Annotated in this window: 20 protein-coding genes; 10 read left to right on the top strand and 10 right to left on the bottom strand. The window is 51.1% G+C overall.

Annotated features, from left to right (window positions below; all coding sequences use genetic code 11):
* Positions 1 to 715 precede the first annotated feature (715 nt).
* Both gap and uvrD read left to right on the top strand, forming a co-directional pair.
* On the top strand, positions 716 to 1744 hold the full coding sequence (gene gap, locus HMPREF2696_RS04705; RefSeq protein ID WP_070587971.1) for a type I glyceraldehyde-3-phosphate dehydrogenase: 1029 nt from the start codon (positions 716 to 718) through the stop codon (positions 1742 to 1744).
* A 100-nt stretch (positions 1745 to 1844) separates the two neighbouring features.
* On the top strand, positions 1845 to 4052 hold the full coding sequence (gene uvrD, locus HMPREF2696_RS04700) for a DNA helicase II (protein WP_004518981.1): 2208 nt from the start codon (positions 1845 to 1847) through the stop codon (positions 4050 to 4052).
* 255 nt (positions 4053 to 4307) lie between these two features.
* Here the strand turns inward: uvrD and HMPREF2696_RS11765 are convergent, their stop codons facing one another.
* The 3 genes from HMPREF2696_RS11765 to HMPREF2696_RS04685 are packed head-to-tail and all read right to left on the bottom strand — an operon-like array spanning position 4308 to position 5032.
* Complete coding sequence (locus tag HMPREF2696_RS11765; protein WP_004518982.1) at positions 4308 to 4565, bottom strand: hypothetical protein; 258 nt, start codon at positions 4563 to 4565, stop codon at positions 4308 to 4310.
* Positions 4566 to 4577: 12 nt separating this feature from the next.
* Positions 4578 to 4784, bottom strand: coding sequence for a hypothetical protein (locus HMPREF2696_RS11760; RefSeq protein WP_004518983.1), 207 nt, complete (start codon positions 4782 to 4784; stop codon positions 4578 to 4580).
* Positions 4781 to 5032, bottom strand: coding sequence for a helix-turn-helix domain-containing protein (locus HMPREF2696_RS04685; protein WP_049331660.1), 252 nt, complete (start codon positions 5030 to 5032; stop codon positions 4781 to 4783). Before HMPREF2696_RS04685 ends, HMPREF2696_RS11760 begins: the two co-directional genes overlap by 4 nt.
* Before the next feature lie 67 nt (positions 5033 to 5099).
* Between HMPREF2696_RS04685 and dndC the strand changes: the two genes are divergently transcribed.
* From dndC to HMPREF2696_RS04665, 4 genes are read left to right on the top strand one after another with little or no spacing between them, the layout of a single operon-like run.
* On the top strand, positions 5100 to 6212 hold the full coding sequence (dndC, locus tag HMPREF2696_RS04680; RefSeq protein WP_070587970.1) for a DNA phosphorothioation system sulfurtransferase DndC: 1113 nt from the start codon (positions 5100 to 5102) through the stop codon (positions 6210 to 6212).
* Complete coding sequence (locus tag HMPREF2696_RS04675; protein WP_070587968.1) at positions 6209 to 6433, top strand: DNA modification system-associated small protein; 225 nt, start codon at positions 6209 to 6211, stop codon at positions 6431 to 6433. The genes dndC and HMPREF2696_RS04675 overlap by 4 nt, the downstream gene beginning before the upstream one ends.
* A gap of 1 nt (position 6434) precedes the next feature.
* On the top strand, positions 6435 to 8489 hold the full coding sequence (locus tag HMPREF2696_RS04670) for an AAA family ATPase (protein ID WP_070587967.1): 2055 nt from the start codon (positions 6435 to 6437) through the stop codon (positions 8487 to 8489).
* An 11-nt stretch (positions 8490 to 8500) separates the two neighbouring features.
* Entirely contained in the window at positions 8501 to 10102 is a 1602-nt protein-coding gene (locus tag HMPREF2696_RS04665; protein ID WP_070587965.1) for an FtsK/SpoIIIE domain-containing protein, read from the top strand.
* Between the two features lie 86 nt (positions 10103 to 10188).
* On the opposite strand, the gene HMPREF2696_RS04660 is transcribed toward HMPREF2696_RS04665, so the two are convergent.
* The 4 genes from HMPREF2696_RS04660 to polA all read right to left on the bottom strand — a co-directional run bounded on the left by HMPREF2696_RS04660 (position 10189) and on the right by polA (position 18112).
* A complete protein-coding gene (locus tag HMPREF2696_RS04660) occupies positions 10189 to 13476 on the bottom strand; it encodes a DUF2339 domain-containing protein (protein WP_141746350.1) in 3288 nt (1095 codons plus the stop codon).
* A gap of 236 nt (positions 13477 to 13712) precedes the next feature.
* A complete protein-coding gene (locus HMPREF2696_RS04655; protein ID WP_004518991.1) occupies positions 13713 to 14207 on the bottom strand; it encodes a GlcG/HbpS family heme-binding protein in 495 nt (164 codons plus the stop codon).
* Between the two features lie 395 nt (positions 14208 to 14602).
* Positions 14603 to 15283 (bottom strand): hypothetical protein, encoded by a 681-nt coding sequence (locus HMPREF2696_RS04650; RefSeq protein WP_049344993.1) that lies wholly within the window; start codon positions 15281 to 15283, stop codon positions 14603 to 14605.
* A gap of 12 nt (positions 15284 to 15295) precedes the next feature.
* Positions 15296 to 18112 (bottom strand): DNA polymerase I, encoded by a 2817-nt coding sequence (gene polA, locus HMPREF2696_RS04645; RefSeq protein ID WP_070504202.1) that lies wholly within the window; start codon positions 18110 to 18112, stop codon positions 15296 to 15298.
* Positions 18113 to 18293: 181 nt separating this feature from the next.
* Between polA and HMPREF2696_RS04640 the strand changes: the two genes are divergently transcribed.
* From HMPREF2696_RS04640 to HMPREF2696_RS04625, 4 genes are all read left to right on the top strand, one after another.
* Positions 18294 to 18794 carry a hypothetical protein gene (locus HMPREF2696_RS04640; protein WP_004518995.1) on the top strand — a complete coding sequence of 167 codons (501 nt, stop codon included), beginning with the start codon at positions 18294 to 18296 and terminating at the stop codon, positions 18792 to 18794.
* A gap of 53 nt (positions 18795 to 18847) precedes the next feature.
* Positions 18848 to 19516 (top strand): PspA/IM30 family protein, encoded by a 669-nt coding sequence (locus HMPREF2696_RS04635; protein ID WP_039861870.1) that lies wholly within the window; start codon positions 18848 to 18850, stop codon positions 19514 to 19516.
* Positions 19517 to 19728: 212 nt separating this feature from the next.
* A complete protein-coding gene (locus tag HMPREF2696_RS04630; RefSeq protein WP_004518999.1) occupies positions 19729 to 20394 on the top strand; it encodes a YqiJ family protein in 666 nt (221 codons plus the stop codon).
* Between the two features lie 206 nt (positions 20395 to 20600).
* Positions 20601 to 22313 carry a flotillin family protein gene (locus HMPREF2696_RS04625; RefSeq protein ID WP_004519001.1) on the top strand — a complete coding sequence of 571 codons (1713 nt, stop codon included), beginning with the start codon at positions 20601 to 20603 and terminating at the stop codon, positions 22311 to 22313.
* Positions 22314 to 22685: 372 nt separating this feature from the next.
* On the opposite strand, the gene HMPREF2696_RS04620 is transcribed toward HMPREF2696_RS04625, so the two are convergent.
* The 3 genes from HMPREF2696_RS04620 to atpG are packed head-to-tail and all read right to left on the bottom strand — an operon-like array spanning position 22686 to position 25433.
* Positions 22686 to 23111, bottom strand: a complete 426-nt coding sequence (locus HMPREF2696_RS04620) for a F0F1 ATP synthase subunit epsilon (RefSeq protein WP_004519002.1) — start codon at positions 23109 to 23111, stop codon at positions 22686 to 22688.
* 10 nt (positions 23112 to 23121) lie between these two features.
* Complete coding sequence (gene atpD / locus HMPREF2696_RS04615; protein WP_003748111.1) at positions 23122 to 24519, bottom strand: F0F1 ATP synthase subunit beta; 1398 nt, start codon at positions 24517 to 24519, stop codon at positions 23122 to 23124.
* Between the two features lie 38 nt (positions 24520 to 24557).
* Positions 24558 to 25433, bottom strand: a complete 876-nt coding sequence (gene atpG, locus HMPREF2696_RS04610) for a F0F1 ATP synthase subunit gamma (RefSeq protein ID WP_004519003.1) — start codon at positions 25431 to 25433, stop codon at positions 24558 to 24560.
* Positions 25434 to 25437 lie beyond the last annotated feature (4 nt).

The raw sequence follows: 25437 nt of genomic DNA, 5'->3' as shown, positions 1-25437 counted from the left end.
AAATCAGGTCGGACAAACCGGCCGGTTAAAATAGATATTCGGACAAGGATAATATCCGGTATTTAAAGAATGCACCGCTTATGGCCATGCAAACATAATCTGACCTTATCGTAAAAAAATTTAACACTGTTGGCAAGTCAGTATTGCATTAAAATCGCAAGGAAAATCTTCATGCACTACGACTAAAATCTTCATACACTTCTTTATATACAAGCCAAACGCAACACCCAAGCCCCGTTTTTCCCTCCCCTTCCCACTGACAACCGCCCTCGCCGCAAACCGCCTTTCCCTTATCCCGTAAGGAAAAGCGGCAACCCAACGCATTCAAATCCCCCGTCATCAAAATGTTTCAGACGGCCTGTTTTCCTTCCGTCCAATCCGGGCCGTCTGAAAATTTCACTGTTGCATGTTGTAATCAAGAAACCGTCCCAAAATTCCGTTTAATATAAACAAAAACAATCCACCTTTTCCCGTTTCCTTCATTACCGTGATTTAAAACGGACACAAAACACCAAAAAATGGAATTAATAAAAATAAAATTTCAAAAAATATTAAATAACATTAAATTTAAACCTGCATTTCTACTCTAATTATCCACAATTAAAAATAATCAAACCAAAAAATTTCAATAAAACATTAATTACACAGCACTACATTTTTGCTATAATTGCCGCCATTCAATCCACAACCCAAACCCAAAAGAAGAGGAAAAGCCATGGGTATCAAAGTTGCCATCAACGGTTACGGCCGCATCGGCCGCCAAGTAGTGCACGCTATTTTCGACTACAAACTGCAAGACCAACTCGACATCGTTGCCATCAATGCCAGCGGCAGCATCGAGACCAATGCTCACCTGACCAAATTCGACACTGTTCACGGCCGCTTTGACGCCGATGTTTCCCATGATGAAAAACACCTCATCATCGACGGTAAAAAAATCCCTTACTTCTCCACCCGCAACCCAGCCGAATTGCCATGGGGCGAATTGGGCGTTGACTTGGTAATGGAATGTACCGGCGCGTTCACCAGCAAAGAGAAAGCCAAAATCCACTTGGAAAGCGGCGCGAAAAAAGTGCTGATTTCCGCTCCCGGCGGCGATGACGTTGACGCAACCATCGTTTACGGCGTAAACGACGACGTGATTACCGACGACATGACCGTTATCTCCAACGCGTCTTGTACCACCAACTGCCTGGCACCTGTTGCCAAAGTATTGAACGAAAACATCGGTATCGTAAACGGCGTGATGACCACCATCCACGCGCTGACCAACGACCAAACCGTCACCGACGTACGCCACAAAGACCTGCGCCGTGCGCGTAGCGGCGTGGAAAACATGATTCCGACCAAAACCGGTGCTGCCAAAGCCGTCGGTTTGGTATTGCCGGACCTGAAAGGCAAACTCGACGGCCTCGCCATCCGCGTACCGACCGTCAACGTTTCCCTGGTTGACCTGAGCTTCCAAGCAGGTCGCGACACTTCCGCCGAAGAAATCAACGCGCTGATGAAAGCCGCTTCCGAAGAAGGCCGTCTGAAAGGCGTATTGGCCTACAATACCCTGCCGCTGGTTTCCATGGACTTCAACCACACTACCCAAGCCAGCACATTTGACTCTACGCTGACTAAAGTCACCGCAGGCAAAATGGTTAAAGTGTTCGCATGGTACGACAACGAGTGGGGCTTCAGCTGCCAAATGCTGAACACCGCTCGCCGTATGTTCGGTTTGGAAGTACGTCCGTTCTAATCGGCTTCCAACACAAAGGCCGTCTGAAACATCTTTTCAGACGGCCTTTTGTATTTCCTTTAAAATATCGCATTCCCATTTATTTTCAGACGGCCTCTTCATGTTTCCCAACGAATCCGCCCCCAACCTCCTGCAAGGCTTAAACCCCGAACAACTCTCCGCCGTAACCTGGCCGCCGCAATCCGCCCTCGTTTTGGCAGGCGCAGGCAGCGGCAAAACGCGCGTGCTGACCACGCGTATCGCCTGGCTGTTGCAAAGCGGACAAGCCAGCGTGCACAGCATTATGGCGGTAACGTTTACCAACAAAGCCGCCAAAGAAATGCAGACCCGTTTGGGCGCAATGATTCCAGTCAACGTCCGCGCCATGTGGCTCGGCACGTTCCACGGCCTCTGCCACCGCTTTTTGCGCCTGCACCACCGCGACGCAGGCCTGCCCTCTTCCTTCCAAATCCTCGACAGCGGCGACCAACTCTCCCTCATCAAACGTCTGCTCAAAAGCCTCAACATCGCCGAAGAAATCATCGCACCGCGTTCATTGCAAGGCTTTATCAACGCGCAAAAAGAATCCGGCTTGCGCGCTTCCGTATTGAGCGCGCCCGATCCGCACACACGCCGCATGATTGAGTGCTACGCCGAATACGACAAAATCTGCCAACGCGAAGGCGTAGTCGATTTCGCCGAACTCATGCTCCGCAGCTACGAAATGCTGCAAAGCAACGAAATCCTGCGCCAACACTACCAAAACCGCTTCAACCACATTCTGGTCGACGAGTTCCAAGACACCAACAAGCTGCAATACGCCTGGCTCAAATTAATCGCCGGCAACCACGCAGCAGTGTTTGCCGTCGGCGATGACGACCAAAGCATTTACCGCTTCCGCGGCGCAAACGTCGGCAACATGACCGCGCTGATGGAAGAATTCCACATCGACGCGCCCGTCAAACTCGAACAAAACTACCGCTCTGTCGGCAACATCCTCGCCGCCGCCAACGCCGTCATCGAAAACAACGACGAACGCCTCGGCAAAAACCTGCGCACCGACGCCGAAGCAGGCGATAAAATCCGCTACTACTCCGCCTTTACCGACCTCGAAGAAGCCCAATTCATCGTGGACGAAACCAAAGCCCTCGAACGCGAAGGCTGGAATTTGGACGAAATCGCCGTCCTCTACCGCAGCAACGCCCAATCCCGCGTCATCGAACAAAGCCTGTTCCGCAGCGGCATCCCCTACAAAATCTACGGCGGCCTGCGCTTTTACGAACGCCAAGAAATCAAACACGCCCTCGCCTACCTGCGCCTCGCCGTCAATCCCGACGACGACAACGCCCTCTTGCGCGTGATTAACTTCCCACCGCGCGGCATCGGCGCACGCACCATCGAAAACCTTCAGACGGCCTCAAACGAACAAGGCATCACCCTCTGGCAGGCAGCCTGCAACGCCGGCGCAAAAGCCACCAAAATCGTCGCCTTCGTCCGCCTCATTGAAGCCCTGCGCAACCAAGTCGGACAACTGCCCCTGTCCGAAATCATCGTCGGCATCCTCAAAGACAGCGGCCTGACCGAACACTACCGAACCCAAAAAGGCGACAACCAAGACCGCCTCGACAACCTCGACGAACTCGTCAACGCCGCCATCGAGTTCAAACCCGAAGACAGCAACTTTGAAACCCTGCCTGAAAACATTTCAGACGACCCCGCCTTCCCCATCCTCGCCTTCCTCAGCAACGCCGCCCTCGAATCCGGCGAAAACCAAGCAGGCGCAGGCGAAAAAGCCGTCCAACTGATGACCGTCCACGCCTCCAAAGGCTTGGAATTTAACGCCGTCTTCCTCACCGGCATGGAAGAAGGCCGTTTCCCCAGCGAAATGAGCCTCGCCGAACGCGGCGGCCTCGAAGAAGAACGCCGCCTCATGTACGTCGCCATCACCCGCGCCCGTAAACGCCTCTACATCACCATGGCGCAACAACGCATGCTGCACGGACAAACCCAATTCGGCATCGTCTCCCGCTTCGTCGAAGAAATCCCGCCCGAAGTATTGCACTACCTGTCCGTCAAAAAACCCGTCTACGACAGCTACGGCAACACACGCCAAACCGCCACGTTCAAAGACAAAATCCTCGACGACTTCAAACAGCCGCAAACCTACGCAGGCTTCCGCATCGGCCAAAACGTCCGCCACGCCAAATTCGGCACCGGCGTCATCATCGATGCCGTGGACAAAGGCGAATCCGCCCGACTGACCATCAACTTCGGCAAACAGGGCGTAAAAGAGCTAGATACCAAGTTTGCGAAATTGGAAGAGATGTAGAAGGGAGATGGCAGAGGCCGTCTGAAAACGGGAGGAGCAATTTTGCCGAAACCTCCGCCGTCATTCCCTCGCAGGCGGGAATCCAGAAGTAGAAATGTAGGTTGAATACTCGTATCCAACAAAAACATTGACGCGTCTATCGTTTCCGAAAAAAACGCTGTTGGAAAATGTCGGATTCGAGAATCCGACCTACGGCTGCTGCTTTTGGGGTGATGAAAAAGCAGCCTGCACTTTAAATTTCACTCGTTTCCCTGCTCATAAGATTTCAAACAATTGTGCCAACAGCACATCCTGCAGCACCACCCGCGTTTCGGCCTGCCGAAGCAGCCGTGCGAGTAGTGCATCGATTTCTACGCCCGAAACAGTTTGACGCAGGCTGGATAAAGCCTTCATGCGGTTTTTTTGTTCGAATGCATCTTCCATACCAGGTTTGACACAAAAATACCAAAACGGCTCGGTCCTCATGTGGTAGAGCGGCATGCCGAAATTTTCTTGGTGGTATGCGTTTGCCACCCACCGCTGCCATTACTGTCTGAATATTGCCTGCCATTCTTCCAAAAGCGTATCCGAAAAATCAATTTTTTCTGTGTGCAGGCTGCCTGATTCATACAGCAGGCATAAACTGTATAGAAGGATGAATTTATGCGGGGCACGGTTGTTTGCTTGTGTAAAACTTGTATGCAGGCTGCGGAATTGTTCCGCATATTTTAATAATGCTGCCAAATCTTTCATACCGCTTCCTCCTGCAAACTTTGCAATACCTCCTCCGGTTGCCAATTCAATGCGCGGCAATAATCAATAAACTCAAAGATATCCAGCCGCCTGTCACCTGTTTCCACTTTTCCTACGAACGAATGCACCACATTCATCCGTTCCGCCAATGCACGCTGCGACAACCCCAAATCCAATCTTCTGCGGATAAGGAGTTGTCGCAAATAGGTGTGTTCGGCAGAGTGTACCGACAAACGAATATTTCTCATGCGCTCCGATTTTAGGTACAATCACGCATGCACCTGTTTTAGGTGCAAATAAGAAATATGTATAAAAATGACCGTAATACCCATACACCCTGCCAACCCGTTCGACGCTATACGCCAAAACATCACTGAAGAATATTTAAGCGAAACGCAGCACTACCCTTGGATTGTTACCTTTTCAGGCGGCAAGGACAGCACCCTTGTCGCCCATTTGGTGTTTGACATGCTGCTTTCGCTGCCGCCGATGCTGCGGACGCGGCAGGTGTTCTTCATTTCCAACGACACGCTGGTGGAAAGCCCGCTGGTAGTGAAACACATGCGCCAATCTTTGGCAGAAATTCTGCGTGCCGCTGAAATTTTCAGGCTGCCCGTCAGCGGCGAAATCACCGTGCCGAAATTGCAGGACACCTTTTGGACGCTACTCATCGGCAAAGGCTACCCCACGCCCAACCGCTCAATGCGCTGGTGCACCGACCGCCTGAAAATCCAGCCTACTAGCGGCTACATCCTGCAAAAAGTAAACGAAAACGGCAAAGCCATCATCGTACTGGGCGTGCGCAAAGACGAATCTGCCACCCGCAAAGCAAGTATCGAAAGCCACCAAAACTTGGAAAACAGCAATCTGACCCCGCACAGTGATTTGAAAAACGCGTTGGTGTACCGACCGATTGTCGATTTGAGTACCGACGACGTGTGGGAATTCCTTGCTGCCAACGACCCGCCCTGGGGAGGCGCACACAGCGATTTAATCAAGCTCTACCGCGAAGCCGCCGGCGGCGAATGTCCGATTGTGCTGTCGCAGGAAGAAGCCCCCGGTTGCGGCACCAATTCCAGCCGCTTCGGCTGCTGGACGTGCACGGTGGTCAATAAGGACAGAAGCCTGCAGGGCTTTGTGGACGCGGGGAAAACCGAATTCACACCGTTAATCGAATACCGCGACTGGCTGGTGGACATCCGCAACAAACCCGAATACCGCCAGGCCGAACGGCGCAACGGAAAACTCACGTTCAAAGGCGGCAAACACATCCCCGGCCCGTTCACCATAACGGCGCGGCAGGAAATGCTGGCGAAGCTGCTAAAAGTGCAGGCTGCTTTCGGCGAAGAACTGATTTCGCAGGACGAAATCGACCTAATCAAACAGATTTGGACGGAAGATATTTTGAAACAAGGAGACAGACGATGAACCCGGAAACCGAAGCACAAATTGCCGACCTACTGCTGTGGCGCGACCACGACGCGCGCCATTTGCTGGAAGTGGCCGCAAAAAAACACAATGTCAAAATGGAAGCGGCGGCGGAGCTTCTTGCTTGGGCGCGCCAGGTGCGGCGCAAGGGTGACAAATACGGCGGCATGAAGCAGAAGCTGGACAAAATCTTCGAACAACAGGATTTATGGGGGAAATAAGGTGTATATCAAGCGAATAAAACTGAAGAATTTCAAGTCCTACGCCGAAGCTGAATTTGAATTTCCCCCGCCTGAAAAAGGGCGAAACCTGATTTTGGTCGGGGCGGAAAACGGGCACGGCAAAACTACGCTGCTGGAAGCGATATATCTGTGCCTGTATGACAAAGACGCGATTGACAATTTCCAGCGTGCCGGTTTGGTCGACAGCAGATTCAAATACCGCGATTTCATCAGTCAGTCCTTATATAAGGAAGCCACTGCCGCCTTTGCGCGCTCTTATGAAATAGTGCTGGAAATGGATTTGATGGAAAGCTATGCCTTTGGCGAACAGGGTATCCGTATTGTTCGTAAATGGTATTTCGACCATTTGGGCCTCTATCAGGAAGAAAGCAACCAGCTGCTTTTGTATTACATAGGCAAAGACGGCCTGAAAAAACCTATAGACGGTGAAGAAATCCAAGAATATTTGGAAGATTACGGCCTGCCGTCAGAATATTCTGCTTTTTTCTTTTTTGATGGCGAACAATTGGTCAATATCGCCAAGCAGTTTGGTGCGGGCGGCTGGATGAGCGGCGCACTGAACAAACTTTTGGGCATCGACCTGCTTAAAGCCTTGCAGGCAGAGGTGAGAGAATACGGGCAGAAGCTATACAGCGAAAAGGCGGGTGGCAAGCAAAAAGAGCAGCTTTCTGAAACCGAACGCCATTTTCAGGCTGCCTCTGAAGAGTTGGCGCGTCATACCGAAACCCTGCAACAGTGGCAGCGGCAGAAGCAGGAAACCGAAGCTCGGCAGGACGACTTGCAGATGCGGTTGCGGGGCGCGGGCAGCACTCAGCATTCCAAAGAGCTGATTGCCCAAATCGAACAATGTGAAGCCGAAACCGCCCAACTGAACCAAAACATTCAGGCAGCCTTGTTAGCCTTGCCGCTTGCCCTACTGCCTGAAAGCGATATCACCGCCCTGAAAACGCAGCTTCACGGTGATTACCGCCGCCTGCTGCACGAGCAGGGCAAAGAGCAGAACGCGCACCGGTTGGAAGAATTCTGGCAAGCGTTTTCCAACAATCCCAACACGCTGGAACTACTGACGCCGAAAATCCTGAAAGACGAACTGCTCAAACGTGCTCTGAACGAATCATGGAACGTTCTGTTCGATAAACTGCCGCCAGATGCATCTGACCCCATGCAGCACAATTACTTGGACGATTCATGCTTTCAGGCTGCCTTCGAAAACATCGCCCGCATCACATCGCCTGACAACGACCTCGGCAGCCTAAACAAAGAGAAAAATCGCCAGGAAACCACACTGGCCGAACTGAAACGCTGCTACGAACAGCAGAAAGACAGGCTTGTCGATTCCGACCGCCTGCGCGAAGAATTGGAGCGTGTTCAGAAAGAGCTGGCCGAAGCCAACCAAAAACTCGGCGGCGTGCAAAACAGCATCGAGCGCAGCCAAACCGAAGTCAACCGCCTGAAAACCGAATGGGAAACCCTGCAACAGGCACTGATAGACAGCCTGCCCAAACAGCAAAAGGCCGAGCGTGCCGAGGCCGTGTGCCGCCTGATAGACGACTTGGCCGTGCAACTACGCCGCAGTAAACTGGATGCATTCCGCAAAACCGTAAACAGCCTGCACAAGAAAATCGCCCATGACAAACAAATCGACGACATCGAAATCGACGAAAATGGCAACCTGTCGCTGTACAGTCAAAACGGCATGGCTATCGACTTCCAGCCGCTTTCCCACGGTGAAAAGAAAATACTGGTTCTGACCCTGATTGCCGCATTGGCTGAAATTACCGATTACCAAGTTCCCTTCGTGGTCGATACCCCGCTCACATCTTTGGACACGCGCCATTGCGACAACCTAGTGCAATACTGGATGAATTTAAACCGCCAAGTGATTATTCTGGTGCAGAGTGCCGAAATCGATTCCGAAACCTATCAAAAGCTCAACGCACAAGGATGCATCGGCAAGAGCTACCTTATCCGTTCTCAAATCCTGCAAGGCGGTGGAAAATGCGCCACCGTTACTCCGCACGCCTATTTTGAATAAAGGGAAACGCTATGTACGAATTGGACGACGACAAAATCTGCAATGACAAATACTGGGTAACGCTGACTGAAAACACCCACATCAAATCCAGCGGTGAAGCGGCCAAAATCCTAAAACGGCTCGAAAGCGACGGCGTGCTGCCTAAAATGCAGAACCATGAATGGGCGCGGCTGTGCATCGCCTTCTGCTTTGCCAAAACCAAAAATATAAATATCAAAGATTGGGAAAAGAAACCCGGCATGGACGGTGGTTTGGAAATCGCATCGTTCAACACTTGCTTTAATCAAAACGGCAAAAAAGGCGAAGAAAAATTTTGGCTAGCCTACATCAGCCAGCGCATGTTTGATGAAGTGCCGGAACAGAAATTCACCAAAAAAGACCTGTTTACCTACATCCAACTGGCATGGCACAACGGCGCGAAACTGCTGGAGGAACGTTACCGGAAAGCCTTGGACTACTGTGACGGCAGCATCGTGGAAGCCAAAAAAATATTCTTTGACGAACTGGCCGGCTTGGCGGCGCAACACAGAGACGGTGGTTCGGACGGTGCTACACAGGCCGTTTCAGGCAGCCTGCACCCGGCCGCTTCCGCTATGGAAGAACAAACCTGCATCAAACTCAAAACCGCACTGGACAAAACAGTCGGCAAGGGCGGCACGATACAACCAGAATACGGCGGCGTACGCTACGACTGCCTGCGCGTGCAGTTCGACCGCTATGTGGATTTGGAAAAATACCACAGCCAGATTTGCTCCGAATTAGGCATCGGCGATGACGAAATGCGCTGCGGACGCATACGCGGCGAAGCCAATACATGGCACATCAATATCCTGCGCCCGCAAGACACTTGGCGGCAATACGGGCAAAGTGAGTTTCAGACGGCCTTACAGCAATACCGCGCATCGGCACAGCAATTCAGATTGCCAGTGTGTATCGGTTTGGACGAACGCGGCGAACCCGTGTTTCAAGATTTTGCCACCGCGCCGCATGTGATGGTAGGCGGGGAAACGGGGGCTGGGAAATCGGTACTGGTGCGCTCAATGCTGGCTTCCCTGTTCGAACTCGCTCCTCAGAATGAAACGGAAATCGTCGTGTGTTATTGCAAAGTTTCTGCGGATTTCGCCGCCTTCAAAGACCGTCCGAATTTATGGCAGGGGCGCATAGTCAGCGATGCGGAAGAAGCTGCTGAAATATTGTCGTCTTTTGCTGACGAGATGGATAAACGATACCGCCTGATGGACGAATACGCTGCAAAGGATATTGCAGAAGTCCCACAGCACGCCCGTCCAAAATATGTTGTTATCGTGATTGACGAACTGGCCGACCTTATCGATGTCAGCAGTGACGCAGAAGGGCATTTGGTACGGCTGGCACAAAAAGCGCGCTCCGCAGGAATGTATCTGTTATTGGCAACGCAACGCCCCGATGCGAAAACACTCAGCGGCCGCCTACGTGACAACCTGCCGACCAAAGTTGCGTTGAAAACAGGCAAACGCCAGTCTTCCGAGATTATCTTGGGCGAGCGCGGTGCTGAAAACCTGACGGCCAAAGGCGATCATTTGGTCAAATGGAACAATGAAGCAGCACGTTTTCTGCACGGGTATAATGTATAATTTGTTCAACCATCCTTTGCAAAGGTCTCAGGCCGTCTGAAACTTAAATGGGGTTTCAGACGGCCTTTTCCTTTGGGGATTAGTGATTAGGCTTTAGGTTCACCATCATTCTCTGCTTTGGGCGGAACGGGGGCAAACCAGCCGACCAGAAGCAGCAGCAGGCCGACGATGATGAAGGAGGCAATGCGCTCGATACCGCCGCTGTTGGAAAGCTCGATCAGGAAGAGTTTGACGACCACGATGCCCATCAGCGTCGCGCCTGTCATCCAGTAGGAACGCTGTGTGCGGCGGTTGCCGAGTACCATCAAGATGATGGCGGTTACTGCCCAAACGACGGAGAGGCTGGCTTGCAGGCCGAAGGATTGCAGCATGATGTCGAGACGCCAAGTGATGCCATCGTAGAAATGCCATACGCGCATCACGCCTGCGCTGATCAGCATAAATGCCAAGGCGGCGACTGCGGTTGCCGTGGTACGGCGAAGCTCGGGCGGTAAGGCTTCAGGCAGGGATTTCAGGGCAAACCAAAGCATACCGGCGCAGGCGAGTTCCAATGGGTTAAGCACGGGAATATACGGCAACGGCGAAGGTTGGAACGGCGTGGAGAAGTTGGTCCACAGCATCCAACAGGCAGCGGCAAGGGCGCACAACGGCATAGCAAAATGCTGATAAATGGCTTGATGCCGTCTGAAAAATTCGCGGTGGCGTTGCGTATGGAAAACAATCCACATCGCCAAAGGCACGACAAGCCACGAAAGCTGCGCCCAAACGCCGTAAAAACGCTCGCCGACATACAGCGCCGTCCAAAGCGTCCACAGCACGCCGAGTATCGTGATATTGAGTTTATGCAACCAAGCCAGATCATGGCGCGGATAGTTGTTCAGAATGATGAAGTTCAATACGGTAGCGGCCACAAGCGGCAAGGCTGCGGCGGCTGTCACCGCATGCTCGGTATGGTAGGAGAGGAAATGCAGGCCAAACAATGGCAAGAATGCCAAATTGGTTTGCAGAAGCTCTTCCCATTTCAAACGTTTGGCAAACAACAGCAGGCCGGCAAATATCGGCCACAACCACAACTGGGTAAACAGGGTTTCCTCGCCTGTCCATTGCATATAGAGGGCATAGCTGCCTGTTGCCAACGCAGTAAGCAGGATGATCCAGCCTGTAACCTGCGCAAAGTAAACCTCGTTTCCTTCCGGCTTTTCGGTTGCAACCGACACGCGCGGATATTGCAGCGCGTAGGCAGCCGCAAACAGCAAAGGCGTAGCGGCAATAAGGTACAGATGGCTCAGGAAACCTTGGGATTCATAAATAATACCGGCTTGCAGCAACAGGGCGAACAATACATTGCCCAAGGTAAATGTGATAAACACATTCGGCTCGTGTTTGCGCCGACAGAATGCCCACGCCGCCGCCAAAGCGGAAAGAGCGACAATGCTGCCGCGCTCGGCCAAGAAGAGCAAAGGCAAAATAGAGATGTACAGCAAGGCGGCAGACAACACGGCCGTCTGAACGGATTTTTCCCATTGCGCCGAACCTTCGCGACGCGAGAAATACCACAGCAAATAAATCGCCGCTCCGCCAAGCAACACCACAACCGTTGTAAACCACTGCCCTTCCAGAACGGTATCCGTGCCGAAGCCCTGATAATTGCCCAACTGAATCAGTGCCGCCAAGAGATAAACCATCAGCGCACCCAAACGGATATGCGGACGCTGTTGGCGCAGACCGAAGAAATAAACCAGTGCGGATTCGGCACTCCACAAAATGACCGTATTGCTCGGTTCAAAATAAAGCGGAACGGCAATCGTGAGGAACAATACCGCCAACGCAAAAAATGCCTGACGCAAAATATACAAACCCTGCTGACGTTTCAGCATCAGCGCCGCCAATCCGTACACAGCGGCAAAACCCAATGCGGAAAGTGCATCCGCAGACGGCCAATGCTCCACCATGCGGTATTGCAGGCCGAATGCTGCCGCCATCGTGCCAAACAATAAAGTATGGTCGAGGACATGCACGCGCAGGCCGTGTGTATAAATACTCTTGCCGATTTCTTCCAAAGTCGCATTGTCGGCAATCGGCGTAACGCAGTCTTCGCTGTTTTCCGTCAGCTTACGGCGTGCGAACAGATACGCGATAAAGGTATAGAGCAGCCAGTGGTAAATCAGAAAAGGCTCGGTAGTGGCGAAATGTTGCGGCGTATAACTTCGCATGCCCCACAACGCAGCAATGGCAAAAGTAGCGACAAAACCCGTCAGATTCAGCGGACGCCATGCTTTAAACCACGCAATCGCGCCCACACCGCCATTGAGCAGGGCAAGATAAGAGAATAGCACCAAATAATTGCCGCTGCCGTCTGAAGTCAGCAAAGGCGCGGCCATACCGCCGATTAAAGCAACCTGCGCCATAATCTGCGCATTCTGCCTTACCGCCAGCCACGCCATCAGCACAACCATCGCCACCATCAACCCGAACACGACCGACACAGGCAACAGCGGATGCAGTTTCAACGCCGCCAACGCCGTCAAATACATCACCGCCACGCCGAAACCCTGCAACACCAAGCCATATTCACGCTTACGGCTTTGCAGCTTCCAGCCGCCGACCACCGCCGCCAAACCCGCGCCAGCCACAGTCAGATAACGCAGCTCCACCGGCACATGAACCCGCTCGGAGGCATAGCGCAACAAAAACGCCAAGCCGAGGAACAGCACCACAATACCGGTTTTCAACAACGGATTGCCGCGCAAGAACCAAGCAACAATCGGATTGTCGGAAAACTTATATTCTCCGCCTTCCACCTTATCTTTATGGATAACGAATTGACGCGATGGAGCCTCTTCGTTTTCAGACGGCATCGAAGCAACAACAACCTCTTCTTTAGGCAGCTCTTCTTGTTCAGCAGCAACCGGAGCAACCGCCTCGACAACTTCTTCCACAACAGGCTCAGACGAAGCAGAAGCCTTGGTAGGTACAGGATCAATAGGTATAGAAAAAGAAGGAGCAAATGCCTCTTCAATTTTCTGCTTAACAGGCGCAGCTTCCGCCTCAGGCTCAACCCGAACATGAAGCGGCTCAGAGGCCGTCTGAACATCGGCAACAGCCCGAGCCTCAAGCCCCTGCCCTACCTTCGCCTCATCACGGACAGCCTCATGTTCCAACACCAACAAACGCTGTTTCAGCAGCTCGATTTCCTGCTCCAGCTTCTGCATCCTGTCGCCTGCCGTAGCAGATTCAGCCAAACGCTCTTCTTGACGCTGTTTCGAGATTGACCAAGCAACCAGCCAAAACAACGACCCAACAATGACGCCGGTGAACATCTCATCAGCAAAATAGCCGATAATAATAGGAATAAGCAGGCCGAAAAACTGCATGAAACACCTGTTTGATAACAATAAGAATATGCCGATTGTAACACCGACAACATTATTCATGAAAAAAAGAGATAAAAGGCCGAGAATAAAAGCATACGGCAAATAGAATATAGAGAATCGGAATAGAAAAAGACCGTCTGAAAATATTTAGGGATTTTCAGACGGCCTCTACCTATTTCAACAACCCAACGCAAATCATGAAAAGAAACGCATTGGGTCTTGTTTCAAACTACGGCTTAACTTCCCGACAATACTGCCGCACCTGCTTTCGCGACGCTTTCGTCTTCATCGACCGAGCCGCCGCTCACACCGACACTGCCGACGATAACACCGTTTTTATCCACCAACAGCACACCGCCGGGAAAAATCACCAAACCGTCGTTGGTCACCTCAATACCGTAAAGCTCGCCGCCCGGCTGCGAAGCCTTGCCCAAATCGCGGGTGGACATATTGAAATAGCGCGCCGTTTTCGCCTTTTTCTGCGCAATATCAATACTGCCGATAAACGCATCGTCCATACGCGCGAACGCCTTCAAATTACCGCCCGCGTCCATAACCGCGATATTCATCGGCACCTTGATTTCACGCGCCTTTTTCATCGAAGCCTGCACCACCGCCTGCGCCTGAGCCGTCGTCAAATCGCCTGGCAGCGTTTTGGTCAAACCCTCAGAAAACGCCGGCGCACCCAATGCCAAAGTACACAACAATGCAACTGATTTTATGCCGCGCATAACTGGTCTCCTTGTATTGAATCAATGAAAGGTACTGCACTTTTGATTGTATGCCTATCGGCGGGAAGAATAAAGGCCGTCTGAAAACCATAAGATAGGTTTTCAGACGGCCTCGGATGGGTTTTAGGTTTCAAACATCGCGTGCCTGCGTACCGCACACACCCTACACCCGATACCCAGTTTCGCGTGATGTTCAGGTAGGGTGAGCGGCTTAAGGCATGCACGTAGTTTCGGTTGGGAGAGGTCAGATTCTTGGATCCAACGACTTTTGAGATGGTTGCTGATTTTATCAGATCCAAGTATTCGACCTACAACTGGCTTTTGAAATAGCACCAACTTTTGCTGAATAGTTTTTGCTAAATATTAAGTTACTGACCTATAACTACTACAGTTTATTAGGGCTTCGCGATTCCATAAATTTTCCTTAGCCCATTTATAATATATTTTAAATAATATAAATATCCTATTATTGCATTTTTACCTTCCAAAGTCTGTAAATGCTTTGCCTCTAATTTAGCATAAACTTTTGCTGATTTTTTACTTGATATATAAGAGCTTCCAAATAAATAAATTTGAATGAAAAGTTTAAATACCCTACGAATATCGGATTTATTAAATTCCCTACTGTTTCTCCATGCCGAAACAACATACGCGTTACGACTGGAGTGAGACCAATCTGTTTCTTGAGGATAGATAAAAGCAGCAACGGAGCCATTAAACGCACAAGAAAAAACTAATGATGGCCCTTTTTCTACTAATACTTCCATACTGACTCCTGGTTTTAAAATAGTTGGTCTACATGGAAGGGGACGTTGCCCAAAATAAATAGTTATACTATCTCCATAAATTGTTTTATCTGTTTTTATTCTTCCATTTCCTTGTTCCTTTAATATATTATGAAATACTCTATCTTTAAGTTTTTCTTTAATTTCATATTCAAACTCTTCGATTACTTCTAAGATTATTGGTTTTGCATGAAAATTCCAATTCAAATTAGCATAATAAGTTTCTATTTTTTCCCTTTTTGACCTTCTAACATCACTAATACTTACAAAATCTTTATTTTTAAAAAACATATTTTCTCCGTCTCAATGCGCCTCTTCCCAATTCATCCCCACACCCACTTCCGCCACCAGTGGCACGTTCAACATCCCTTCATCCACTTTCGCCATAATCTGCGGCAGTTTTTCTTTGACCAAATCCAGTTCGGCTTCGGGTACTTCCAGCACCAGTTCGTCATGCACCTGCATGATCAGTTTGCTTTGCAAGAGGTCGTCCCACGGGGAGGCTTCGCACTCTGAAAGCCAGCAGGATACGTCTATCATGGCGCGTTTGATGAGGTCGGAGGCGGTACCTTGCATGGGGGCGTTGATGGCGGCGCGTTCGGCTCCGGCGCGGGCGTTGGCGTTTTTGTTGTGGATGTCGGGCAGGTAGAGGCGACGGCCGAACAGGGTTTCGACAAAGCCTTGTGCGGCGGCTTGTTCTTTGGTGCGCTGCATGTATTCGGCGACGCCGGGATAGCGGGCGAAGTAGCGGTCGATAAAGTTTTTGGCGGAGATGTTGTCGATGCTCAATGATTTGGCAAGGCCGTATTGGCCCATGCCGTAAATCAGGCCGAAGTTGATGGTTTTGGCGTAGCGGCGTTGTTCGGACGAGACGTTTTCGGGGGCAGTGCCGAATACTTCGGCGGCGGTGCGGCGGTGTACGTCTTCGCCGTTTTGGAACGCGGCGATGAGGGTTTTGTCGCCGGAGAGGTGCGCCATGATGCGCAGCTCGATTTGGGAATAGTCGGCGGAAACGATGACGCTGCCTTGCGGTGCGGTGAAGGCGCGGCGCACGCGGCGGCCTTCGGCGGTGCGGATGGGGATGTTTTGCAGGTTGGGGTTGTTGCTGGCGAGGCGGCCGGTAATGGCGACGGCTTGGGCGTAGGTGGTATGCACGCGGCCGTCTTTGGGGGAAATCATTTCGGGCAGTTTGTCGGTGTAGGTGGATTTGAGCTTCGCCAGGCTGCGGTTTTGCAGGATGATTTTGGGCAGGGGGTAGTCGGGCGCGAGCTGTTCGAGCACGGCTTCGTTGGTGGAAATGCCGCCTTTGGCGGTTTTTTTCAGGCCTTTGGTGGGGATGCCCATTTTGTCGAACAGGATTTCTTGCAGCTGTTTGGGCGAGTTGAGGTTGAACGGCTGGCCTGCGGCGGCGTAGGCTTCTTGTTCAAGCTTCATCAGCTCGGCGCCGAGTTCTGCACTTTGGCGGGCGAGTTCGGCACGGTCGATTTGCACGCCGTTGCGTTCCATTTCAAACAATACTTGCGCGACGGGCAGCTCCATTTTTTCATACATTTCAAGCTGTTTGTCGTCCATTTGCGCGCGCAGGTGCGCTTCGAGACGCAGGGCAAAATCGGCGTCTTGGGCGGCGTATTCAGTCGCCTGCACGATGGCGACATCGGCAAAACTGATTTGCTTTGCGCCTTTGCCGCACAACGATTCGTAGGTAATGGTTTCCAAGCCGAGCCAGCGTTCGGACAACTCGTCCAAGCCATGTCCGAGATGGCTCTCGATGATATAGGAAGCGAGCATGGAATCGCCGGCAATGCCGTTCAGGGCGATGTCATAGTTGGCGAAAACATGTTGGTCGTATTTGAGGTTTTGCCCGATTTTTTTCAGGGCGGGATTTTCCAAATGCGGTTTCAGACGGCCTAATACGTCTTGTAAATCGAGCTGTTCGGGTGCGGCAGTCAGGCTGTGTCCTACGGGGATGTAAACCGCTTCGCCTGCCTGGAACGCGATGCTGATGCCAACCAGCGCGGCGTTCATCGCGTCTAATGACGTGGTTTCCGTATCGATGCCGATTTTGTCCGCCTGAGCCAGTTTGTCCAACAAGGCGGCAAACTGCGCTTCGGTGGTAACGGCTTGATAATCCAGCTTTTCAGGGACTGGGGCGAGTTCGGGTTGTTTTTCAGGCTGTGTTTCCATCGCCAATGCGGCTTGTTCGCCGATATGCTCACTGCCGAACAAATCTGTGTTTTGCGCTTCGTGCATACGGCTTTCCGCCTCTTTCAGCCAAGTGCGGAAACCCCAGCGTTTGAAATCGACAACCAGCTGCGCCCATTTAGGCGTAGTACGGCGCAGGCTTTCAAGGCCGTCTGAAAGCTCGGTGTGCAAGTCCACATCGGTTTTAATCGTTACCAAATCATACGACAGCGGCAGTTGTTCCAAAGCGGCTTGCAGGTTTTCGCCGACCTTGCCTTTGACTTCGCCAGCGTGTTCCATCACGCCGGCCAGCGAGCCGTAGGCTTCCAGCCACTTCACCGCCGTTTTCGGGCCGCATTTTTCCACACCCGGCACGTTGTCCACCTTGTCGCCCATCAGCGCGAGATAATCGCGGATTTGGTCGGGACGCACGCCGAATTTTTCTTTCACGCCTTCAATGTCCAGCGTTTCGCCGCTCATCGTGTTCACCAGCGTCACGCGCTCGTTCACCAACTGCGCCATGTCCTTATCGCCGGTAGATACCACCACGTTCCACCCTGCTTCGCTAGCCATCTTAGCCAAAGTGCCGATAACGTCATCCGCTTCCACCTGCGGAATCACCAATACCGGCCAGCCCATCAGGCGCACCAAATCCGGCAAGGCTTCCGCCTGCGGGCGCAAATCGTCCGGCATCGGCGGGCGCGTCGCCTTATAGTCGGGGAACATCTCGTGGCGGAAATTCTTACCCTTAGCATCAAACACCACCGCGCAATAGTCGTGCACATAATCCGCACGCAGCCGGCGCAGCATATTCAACACGCCATACATCGCCCCAGTCGGCGCACCGTCGGGCGCAGACAAATTCTGCCCCATAGCATGATAGGCGCGGTAAAGATAAGAAGAGCCGTCAACGAGAAGGAGTGTGGGTTTGTTGGACATGGAGAACCTGCTGTGTGTATGAAAATAATGTACGGATTATAAAGGAAAAGGCCGTCTGAAAACCGAAAATCAAGTTTCAGACGGCCTGATGTTTACATAAATATACGGTTTCAGGTATTGCGCCTCAGAATCCCATCTTGTATATTTGTATTCAAATGAATACAAACCAAAGCAGACGAATATGAATGCAACGAACCGTATCCCAATTAGTGTGCGCATCACTCAGGAAGATGCTGATTTTATTGCCGAACTTAAAATCGAAGGAGCAAATACGCCGTCTGAAAAAATCCGCGAATTGCTCAAGCTGGCGCGCTTGGCGCATACGCAGACACGCGATTACAGCTCCGCACTGACGGCGCAGGAGCAATTTTTCCAAGCGGCAAAACACGAAATCTTGCACGCTGAAAAACAGGCCGGAGTGCATTCGCATATCGTGGCGAGGTTGTTTGAACAACTGCCTGACTTAGGCGCAACACTCGCCGCCGACCTGCCCGAAGAAGCTGACCTCGACGATTTGAAAAAATACGAGCGCGAACTGATGTGGCGCATCGTCCGCCTGACTGACAGCATCCTACAACTCGCCGTAACCGGCAAAGGCGCGGCATACGACGACAGCGTATTGCAACAGCTTGAAAACACATTGAAACTGGCAAAGATTGTACAACAGGCAAATGAAGTTTAAGACTGCCTCCATACCAAATGAAACAAACACATTTTAGTGAAAGGAAAATCCAAATGAGCGAAACCCTATCCCGCCGAGTAGGCCGTCTGGTAAGCGGCGGTTTTCATGCCCTGATTGATGCGGCGGAAAACCTCGCACCTGAAGCGGTCATGAACGAAAGCATCCGCGAAATCGAGCGCGCAGTAGATGAAGTGCGTGCTGAATTGGGCAAAGTGTTGGCTCAGAAACACCTTGCCGCCAAGAAAATGGCCGATGAAAGCAACCGCCACGAAGCCATCGATGCCAATCTACAAGCCGCCGTAGATGCCGGTCGCGATGATCTTGCCGAAGCAGGTATCGCCGAACAGATGGACATCGAAGCGCGTCTGCCCATCTTGGAAAACACCATTGCCGATTGTGCCGCACAAGAAAAAGAGCTCGAAGGCTTTATCGCCGCCCTGCAGGCGAAAAAACGCGAGATGCAGCAGCAGTTGCAAGACTGGCGTGCCGCACAGCAAAGCATGAGCACAGGCAAAACAGCCGGCGGCAACGGCAGCGACCTCAATCGCATTGCCCGTGATGCCGAAAAAAGCGGCAACGCTTTCGACCGCGTGATGGGTCGTCAAAACTCGGTACACAGCAGCACCGATGCGGCGCAGTTGGCAAAATTGAAGGAATTGGAAGACTTGAGCCGCAACAACCGTATTGCCGAACGATTGGCGGCATTGAAAGCGAAATCATAAGCCATATTGAGAAAATCGCGGTTTCAGACGGCCTCTATCTCTACGGGCCGTCTGAAAAAAGAAAACCATACACACCTTAATAACAAAAAGATGACGGATTGGGAAAAATCCTGTCAGTTACGACAAATTAATAAAAAACCCATATCCAATCTGCTTAACTTTAAAATAAAATATATGCTGTCTGAAAATTAAAAAGAATAAGGAAATGCAATATGTGGAATTTAATCAACGCCCCCGAAACTGAAATCTTCGGCATTGCCATTGCGCTGATGGTTTTGCTCGGTGTGTTGGAAGTCATTTCCATGCTGGCAGGCGGTATCAGCGACTGGTTGGACAACCTGTTGCCCGACAGCCTGACCGAAACTGCGCACGCCGAGGTCGGATTGGATGTGGCGGATGCAGGCATATTCGTGCGTTTCCTGAGCTGGCTGTATGTCGGACGTATCCCGGTGTTGATGTTGATGGTGGTGTTTCTTGCCGTATACGGACTGACGGGTTATCTGTTTCAGACGGCCTTTGCCACTGTATTCGGCAGTTATCTGAATGGCACGCTGGCAGCAGTCATTGTTTGGTTTATTTCCCTACCCTTGGTGCGCGTGACGGCTAGCGGTTTGTACAAAATTATGCCGAAAGATGAAACCACTGCCGTTTTGCAGGAAAGTTTAATCGGCCGCGTCGGCACGGTGGTATTGGGCGAAGCTCGGGTAGGCAATGCGGCGCAGGTGCGCGTGAAAGATGCTTACGGCCAACAGCATTATGTGATGGTAGAGCCTGACTCTGAAGATGTATTAAAACAAGGTGATGCAGTATTGCTGGTGTCGTTGAACGGAAATACATTTAAAGCGATTTTGAATCCGAGCGGCAACTTGGTTGATTAAGGCCGTCTGAAACCGCTGATTTATCGATACGGGAAAAATAGATACTTCACCGTCCTATTCTCACTATCTAGAAATTTGAGATAAAAATTAGAAAAAACACCCCCTATTATTTCACATATTTTTAACCCTTTCAGACGGCCTCTTTCTCTCAAAGCCTTCTGAATCCACCGCCCCAAAGGCATATTAACAAGAAGAAAGGAAAAACCATGAATTTGGTCTCCATCGGCACTATCGCCGGCGTCATACTCGTCGCGCTGTTTGTACTCGGCCTCATCCTGACCCGTCTGTATCGCCGTGCCAGCAAAGAAGTCTCATTTGTCCGCACCGGTTTTGGTGGCGAAAAAGTCATCATGAACGGCGGTGCGATGGTGCTGCCTGTATTGCACGAAATCATCCCCGTCAACATGAATACACTGCGCCTTGAAGTGCGCCGCGCAGCCCAACAAGCGCTGATTACCCGCGACCGGATGCGCGTTGACGTGATGGCGGAATTTTACGTCCGCGTTAAACCCAGCGCCGAGAGCATTGCGACCGCCGCACAAACACTGGGTATGAAAACCATGTCTCCCGATGAGTTGAAAGACCTCGTCGAAGGTAAATTTGTTGACGCCCTACGCGCCGTTGCCGCCGAAATGGCGATGGAAGAACTGCATGAAAAACGTGTTGATTTCGTTCAGAAAGTACAACAAGTCGTGAGTGAAGACTTGTTCAAAAACGGTCTCGAACTCGAAACCGTTTCCCTGACCGGCCTCGACCAAACCAGCTTCGAATTTTTCAACCCGCAAAACGCCTTTGACGCGGAAGGTTTGACCAAACTGACCGAAACCATCGAAGGCCGCCGCAAAAAACGTAACGAAATCGAACAAGACACCGATTTGGCAATCAAAACCAAAAACCTCGAAGCCGAGCAGCAACGCCTGAAAATCTCGCGCGAAGAAGAATACGCCAAACTCGAACAAGAGCGTGAGATTGCCGTCCGCCGTGCCGAACAAGAGGCCAGCATTGCCGAACAAGAATCTCAGAAAAAACGTGAAGCGGAAGAAGCCAAAATTGCGGCTGAACGCGAAGTGGATTTGAAACGCATTGCCGCCGAACGCGACATTAAAAACGAAGACATTAGAAAAGCCCAAGCCGTTGAGCAGGCCGAGGTTGAACGCCGCAAAGCCATCGAATTGGCCGAGCAAGACCGCGCCATCGCCGTTGCCGAAAAATCGCGTGCTGAATCCGAAGCCAAAGCCGAAGCCGACAAAGCCCGCGCCGCCGCCGTTCGCGAAGAAGAGAGCGTGATTACCGTACGCGAAACCGAACGCGCCGAGCGTGCCAAAGCGGTTGAATTGATTGCCGCAGAAGAAGCCGCGCAAAAAGATGCGATTTCGCTCACTGTTGCTGCCGAAGCCGAAAAACAAGCCGCACAAGACCGCGCAGAAGCCGTGCGTATTGCCGCCGAAGCCGAAGCCGAAAAACACCGCCTGCAAGCCAAAGGTGAGGCAGATGCCAAAATTCTGTTGGCGCAAGCGCAAGAGCAACAATACAAGGTTGATGCAGAAGGTACCCGCGCTGTAAACGAGGCTGCCAACGTCCTGAGCGTTGAACAGGTTGAAATGCAAGTCCGCCTTGCCCTCTTAAAACACCTGCCGGACATCATCCGCGAATCCGTCCGCCCGATGGAAAAAATCGAAGACATCAAAATCTTGCAAGTCAATGGTCTGGGTGGCTTTGCCGGTGGTGCAAACGGTGCGGAAGGTGTTTCAGACGGCCAAACCACACAAGCCAGCCTTGCCGATCAAATGGTCAACAGCGCCCTGCGCTACCGCAGCCAAGCTCCGTTGGTTGACGGTCTATTGAAAGAGTTGGGACTGAATGGTGGCGACATCAACGGTCTGACCCAAGGACTGGATAAAACCATCGACCAATCATAAATGAATACCGTAATAATGGTTTAAAGGCCGTCTGAAAAGTTTCAGACGGCCTTTTGTTTATACAAGGGCTTCCGCAAATTCTAATATTTTCAATACTGATCAATTCAGATCTGTTGCGGTTGCAATAAATTAGGAATTATCCACCCTGCTTTTTGTGGTTAAAAAAGATTGAGTAGGCTATTCTTAGCCAAATAACAAGACTAACTGCTTTGAAAATGATCCGCCAACAATTGAGTCATAAAAACCGGTTCTACCGTTCCGATTTCAAGTTTGCCATCTACTCATCTATCGACATTTCAATACCAAGCTGCTTATCTTCAGGCAAATAAAAAAGCACAACATTTCGTTGTGCTTTTTCTTGATGAACCCACATTACTTGTTTTTTTGCGAACGAAGGTAATCCAAAGTTTTCAGCTGGGCAATGGCTGCTGCCAATGCTTTGTGCGCTTCGGCCAGAGATTTATCATCTTTGGCTGCAGAAACACCTGCCTCGGCTGCTTTTTTAGCTGCTTCAGCACGCGCCTGATCCATTTCGGTACTGCGGACGGCAACGTCTGCCAATACGGTAATCTTATCAGGCTGTACTTCTAAAACGCCACCGGAAACGGCAACCAGCACTTCTTCAGCTTCACCCGGAACAGTCAAACGCAATGCGCCGGGGCGTACCAAACTCATAATCGGCTCGTGTCGTGGATAAATACCAAGCTCACCTTGAACGGTCGGAACCACCACAAAGCTGGCTTCGCCCGAATAGATGTTTTGCTCGCTACTGACCACTTCAACTTGCATGACGCTCATGCCGACCTCCTTAGTTTAAGGTTTTCGCTTTCTCAACTGCTTCTTCGATGCCGCCTACCATGTAGAACGCTTGTTCAGGCAGATGGTCGTATTCGCCGTTCAAGATGGCTTTAAAGCCGGCAATGGTATCGCGCAGGGCGACATATTTGCCTGGAGAACCTGTAAACACTTCTGCAACGTGGAACGGTTGAGACAGGAAGCGTTGAATTTTACGGGCACGCATCACAGTCAGTTTGTCTTCGTCAGACAATTCGTCCATACCCAGAATGGCAATAATGTCGCGCAATTCTTTGTATTTTTGCAGAGTAGACTGTACACCGCGCGCTACGTCGTAATGCTCTTGACCCAATACCATCGGATCCAATTGGCGCGAAGTAGAGTCAAGCGGGTCAACTGCCGGGTAAATACCCAAAGATGCAATGTCACGGCTCAATACGACGGTCGCGTCCAAGTGGGCGAAAGTTGTCGCTGGAGACGGGTCAGTCAAGTCATCCGCAGGTACATATACGGCTTGGATGGAAGTGATGGAACCTGTTTGGGTAGAGGTAATACGCTCTTGCAAACGACCCATTTCTTCAGCCAATGTCGGTTGGTAACCCACTGCAGAAGGCATACGGCCCAACAGTGCAGATACTTCGGTACCGGCCAGAGTGTAACGGTAGATGTTGTCGACGAAGAACAATACGTCGCGACCTTTACCGTTTTCGTCTTTTTCGTCACGGAAGTATTCGGCCATAGTCAAACCGGTCAAAGCAACGCGCAGACGGTTGCCTGGAGGTTCGTTCATTTGGCCATACACCATGGCTACTTTATCCAATACGTTGGAATCTTTCATCTCGTGGTAGAAGTCGTTACCTTCACGGGTACGTTCACCCACACCTGCGAACACGGACAGACCGCTGTGCGCTTTGGCGATGTTGTTGATCAATTCCATCATGTTCACGGTTTTGCCCACACCGGCACCACCGAACAGACCTACTTTACCGCCCTTAGCAAACGGACACAGCAAATCGATCACTTTAATACCGGTTTCCAACAATTCGGTAGTTGAAGACAACTCGTCGAATTTCGGAGCAGTTTGGTGAATAGCACGGCTCTTGTCGGTATCGATCGGACCTGCTTCATCAACAGGCGTACCCAATACGTCGACAATACGACCCAATGTACCTTTACCTACCGGTACAGTGATTGGCGCACCAGTATTGCTTACAGACATACCGCGTTTCAGGCCGTCTGAACTACCCATTGCAATAGTACGGACAACGCCGTCACCCAGAAGCTGTTGAACTTCCAGAGTCAGACCGTTCTCGTCCAATTTCAGGGCATCGTAAACATGCGGGATAGCGTCGCGTGGAAATTCCACGTCAACCACCGCACCAATAACTTGTACGATTTTGCCTTGGCTCATTATCGTATCCTAATTTCCTGTTCAGGCTTCAGACGGCATTAAACTGCCGCTGCACCTGCTACAATTTCTGACAATTCTGTGGTAATCGCGGCTTGACGCGATTTGTTGTACACCAAGCGCAATTCTTTAATGGCATTACCTGCGTTATCGGTTGCGGCTTTCATCGCTACCATACGCGCGGCTTGTTCAGATGCCATGTTGTCGCTCAATGCCTGATAAACCACAGACTCTAAATAGCGGCGAACCAAATATTCCAATACGGCGATAGGACTCGGCTCGTAGAGGTATTCCCAAGTAAATGAAGAATGACCTGTTCCGTCGTCAATAACGTTTTCACCGATAGGCAGCAAAACTTCCATACGCGGCTCTTGGCGCATTGTATTGACGAAACGTGAGTAAACCATATGGATACGGTCTAATTCATGCTTCTCATAACGTTGGAAGATTTCGGTCAGAGGGCCGAGCAGCAATTCCATTTTTGGGGTATCACCCAAATTGGTTGCGCTGGCAATAACATTCAAACCGATGCTTTGGCATGCAGCCAAACCTTTACTACCCAGGCACACGACTTCGACTTCGATGCCTTGTTCCTGATACTCTTGAACTTGCGCCAAAAACTTTTTCAGTACGTTTGCGTTCAAGCCACCGCACAAACCTTTGTCCGAGGTAATCAAAATGAAACCGGCACGACGCACTTCGCGGTGCGGCTCCAACAATTTGATACCATGATCGGCATTAGTTTGTGCAAGATGGCTCATCACTGTACGCACTTTTTCGGCGTACGGACGCGCTAAGCGCATCCGGTCTTGAGTCTTCCGCATTTTAGAGGTCGACACCATTTGCATCGCTTTAGTGATCTTTTGGGTATTTTGAACACTACGGATTTTGGTGAGAATCTCTTTTCCGACTGCCATTTCA

Source organism: Neisseria sp. HMSC058F07, from assembly GCF_001810035.1.
Lineage (GTDB): Bacteria > Pseudomonadota > Gammaproteobacteria > Burkholderiales > Neisseriaceae > Neisseria > Neisseria perflava.
The sequence above is the reverse complement of the archived record's forward strand: the minus strand, read 5'-3'. Positions and strand labels throughout refer to the sequence as shown.

What these genes read in the sequence shown, in the direction of transcription:
- HMPREF2696_RS11760 (WP_004518983.1), bottom strand. Translation starts at nt 4,784, where the DNA reads ATGAAAGATTTGGCAGCATTATTAAAATATGCGGAACAATTCCGCAGC.
- polA (WP_070504202.1), bottom strand. Translation starts at nt 18,112, where the DNA reads ATGTCCAACAAACCCACACTCCTTCTCGTTGACGGCTCTTCTTATCTT.
- uvrD (WP_004518981.1), top strand. Translation starts at nt 1,845, where the DNA reads ATGTTTCCCAACGAATCCGCCCCCAACCTCCTGCAAGGCTTAAACCCC.
- HMPREF2696_RS04620 (WP_004519002.1), bottom strand. Translation starts at nt 23,111, where the DNA reads ATGAGCGTCATGCAAGTTGAAGTGGTCAGTAGCGAGCAAAACATCTAT.
- HMPREF2696_RS04675 (WP_070587968.1), top strand. Translation starts at nt 6,209, where the DNA reads ATGAACCCGGAAACCGAAGCACAAATTGCCGACCTACTGCTGTGGCGC.
- HMPREF2696_RS04650 (WP_049344993.1), bottom strand. Translation starts at nt 15,283, where the DNA reads ATGTTTTTTAAAAATAAAGATTTTGTAAGTATTAGTGATGTTAGAAGG.
- HMPREF2696_RS04625 (WP_004519001.1), top strand. Translation starts at nt 20,601, where the DNA reads ATGAATTTGGTCTCCATCGGCACTATCGCCGGCGTCATACTCGTCGCG.
- dndC (WP_070587970.1), top strand. Translation starts at nt 5,100, where the DNA reads ATGACCGTAATACCCATACACCCTGCCAACCCGTTCGACGCTATACGC.
- atpG (WP_004519003.1), bottom strand. Translation starts at nt 25,433, where the DNA reads ATGGCAGTCGGAAAAGAGATTCTCACCAAAATCCGTAGTGTTCAAAAT.
- HMPREF2696_RS04635 (WP_039861870.1), top strand. Translation starts at nt 18,848, where the DNA reads ATGAGCGAAACCCTATCCCGCCGAGTAGGCCGTCTGGTAAGCGGCGGT.
- gap (WP_070587971.1), top strand. Translation starts at nt 716, where the DNA reads ATGGGTATCAAAGTTGCCATCAACGGTTACGGCCGCATCGGCCGCCAA.
- HMPREF2696_RS04660 (WP_141746350.1), bottom strand. Translation starts at nt 13,476, where the DNA reads ATGCAGTTTTTCGGCCTGCTTATTCCTATTATTATCGGCTATTTTGCT.
- HMPREF2696_RS04630 (WP_004518999.1), top strand. Translation starts at nt 19,729, where the DNA reads ATGTGGAATTTAATCAACGCCCCCGAAACTGAAATCTTCGGCATTGCC.
- HMPREF2696_RS04655 (WP_004518991.1), bottom strand. Translation starts at nt 14,207, where the DNA reads ATGCGCGGCATAAAATCAGTTGCATTGTTGTGTACTTTGGCATTGGGT.
- HMPREF2696_RS04685 (WP_049331660.1), bottom strand. Translation starts at nt 5,032, where the DNA reads ATGAGAAATATTCGTTTGTCGGTACACTCTGCCGAACACACCTATTTG.
- HMPREF2696_RS04640 (WP_004518995.1), top strand. Translation starts at nt 18,294, where the DNA reads ATGAATGCAACGAACCGTATCCCAATTAGTGTGCGCATCACTCAGGAA.
- atpD (WP_003748111.1), bottom strand. Translation starts at nt 24,519, where the DNA reads ATGAGCCAAGGCAAAATCGTACAAGTTATTGGTGCGGTGGTTGACGTG.
- HMPREF2696_RS04665 (WP_070587965.1), top strand. Translation starts at nt 8,501, where the DNA reads ATGTACGAATTGGACGACGACAAAATCTGCAATGACAAATACTGGGTA.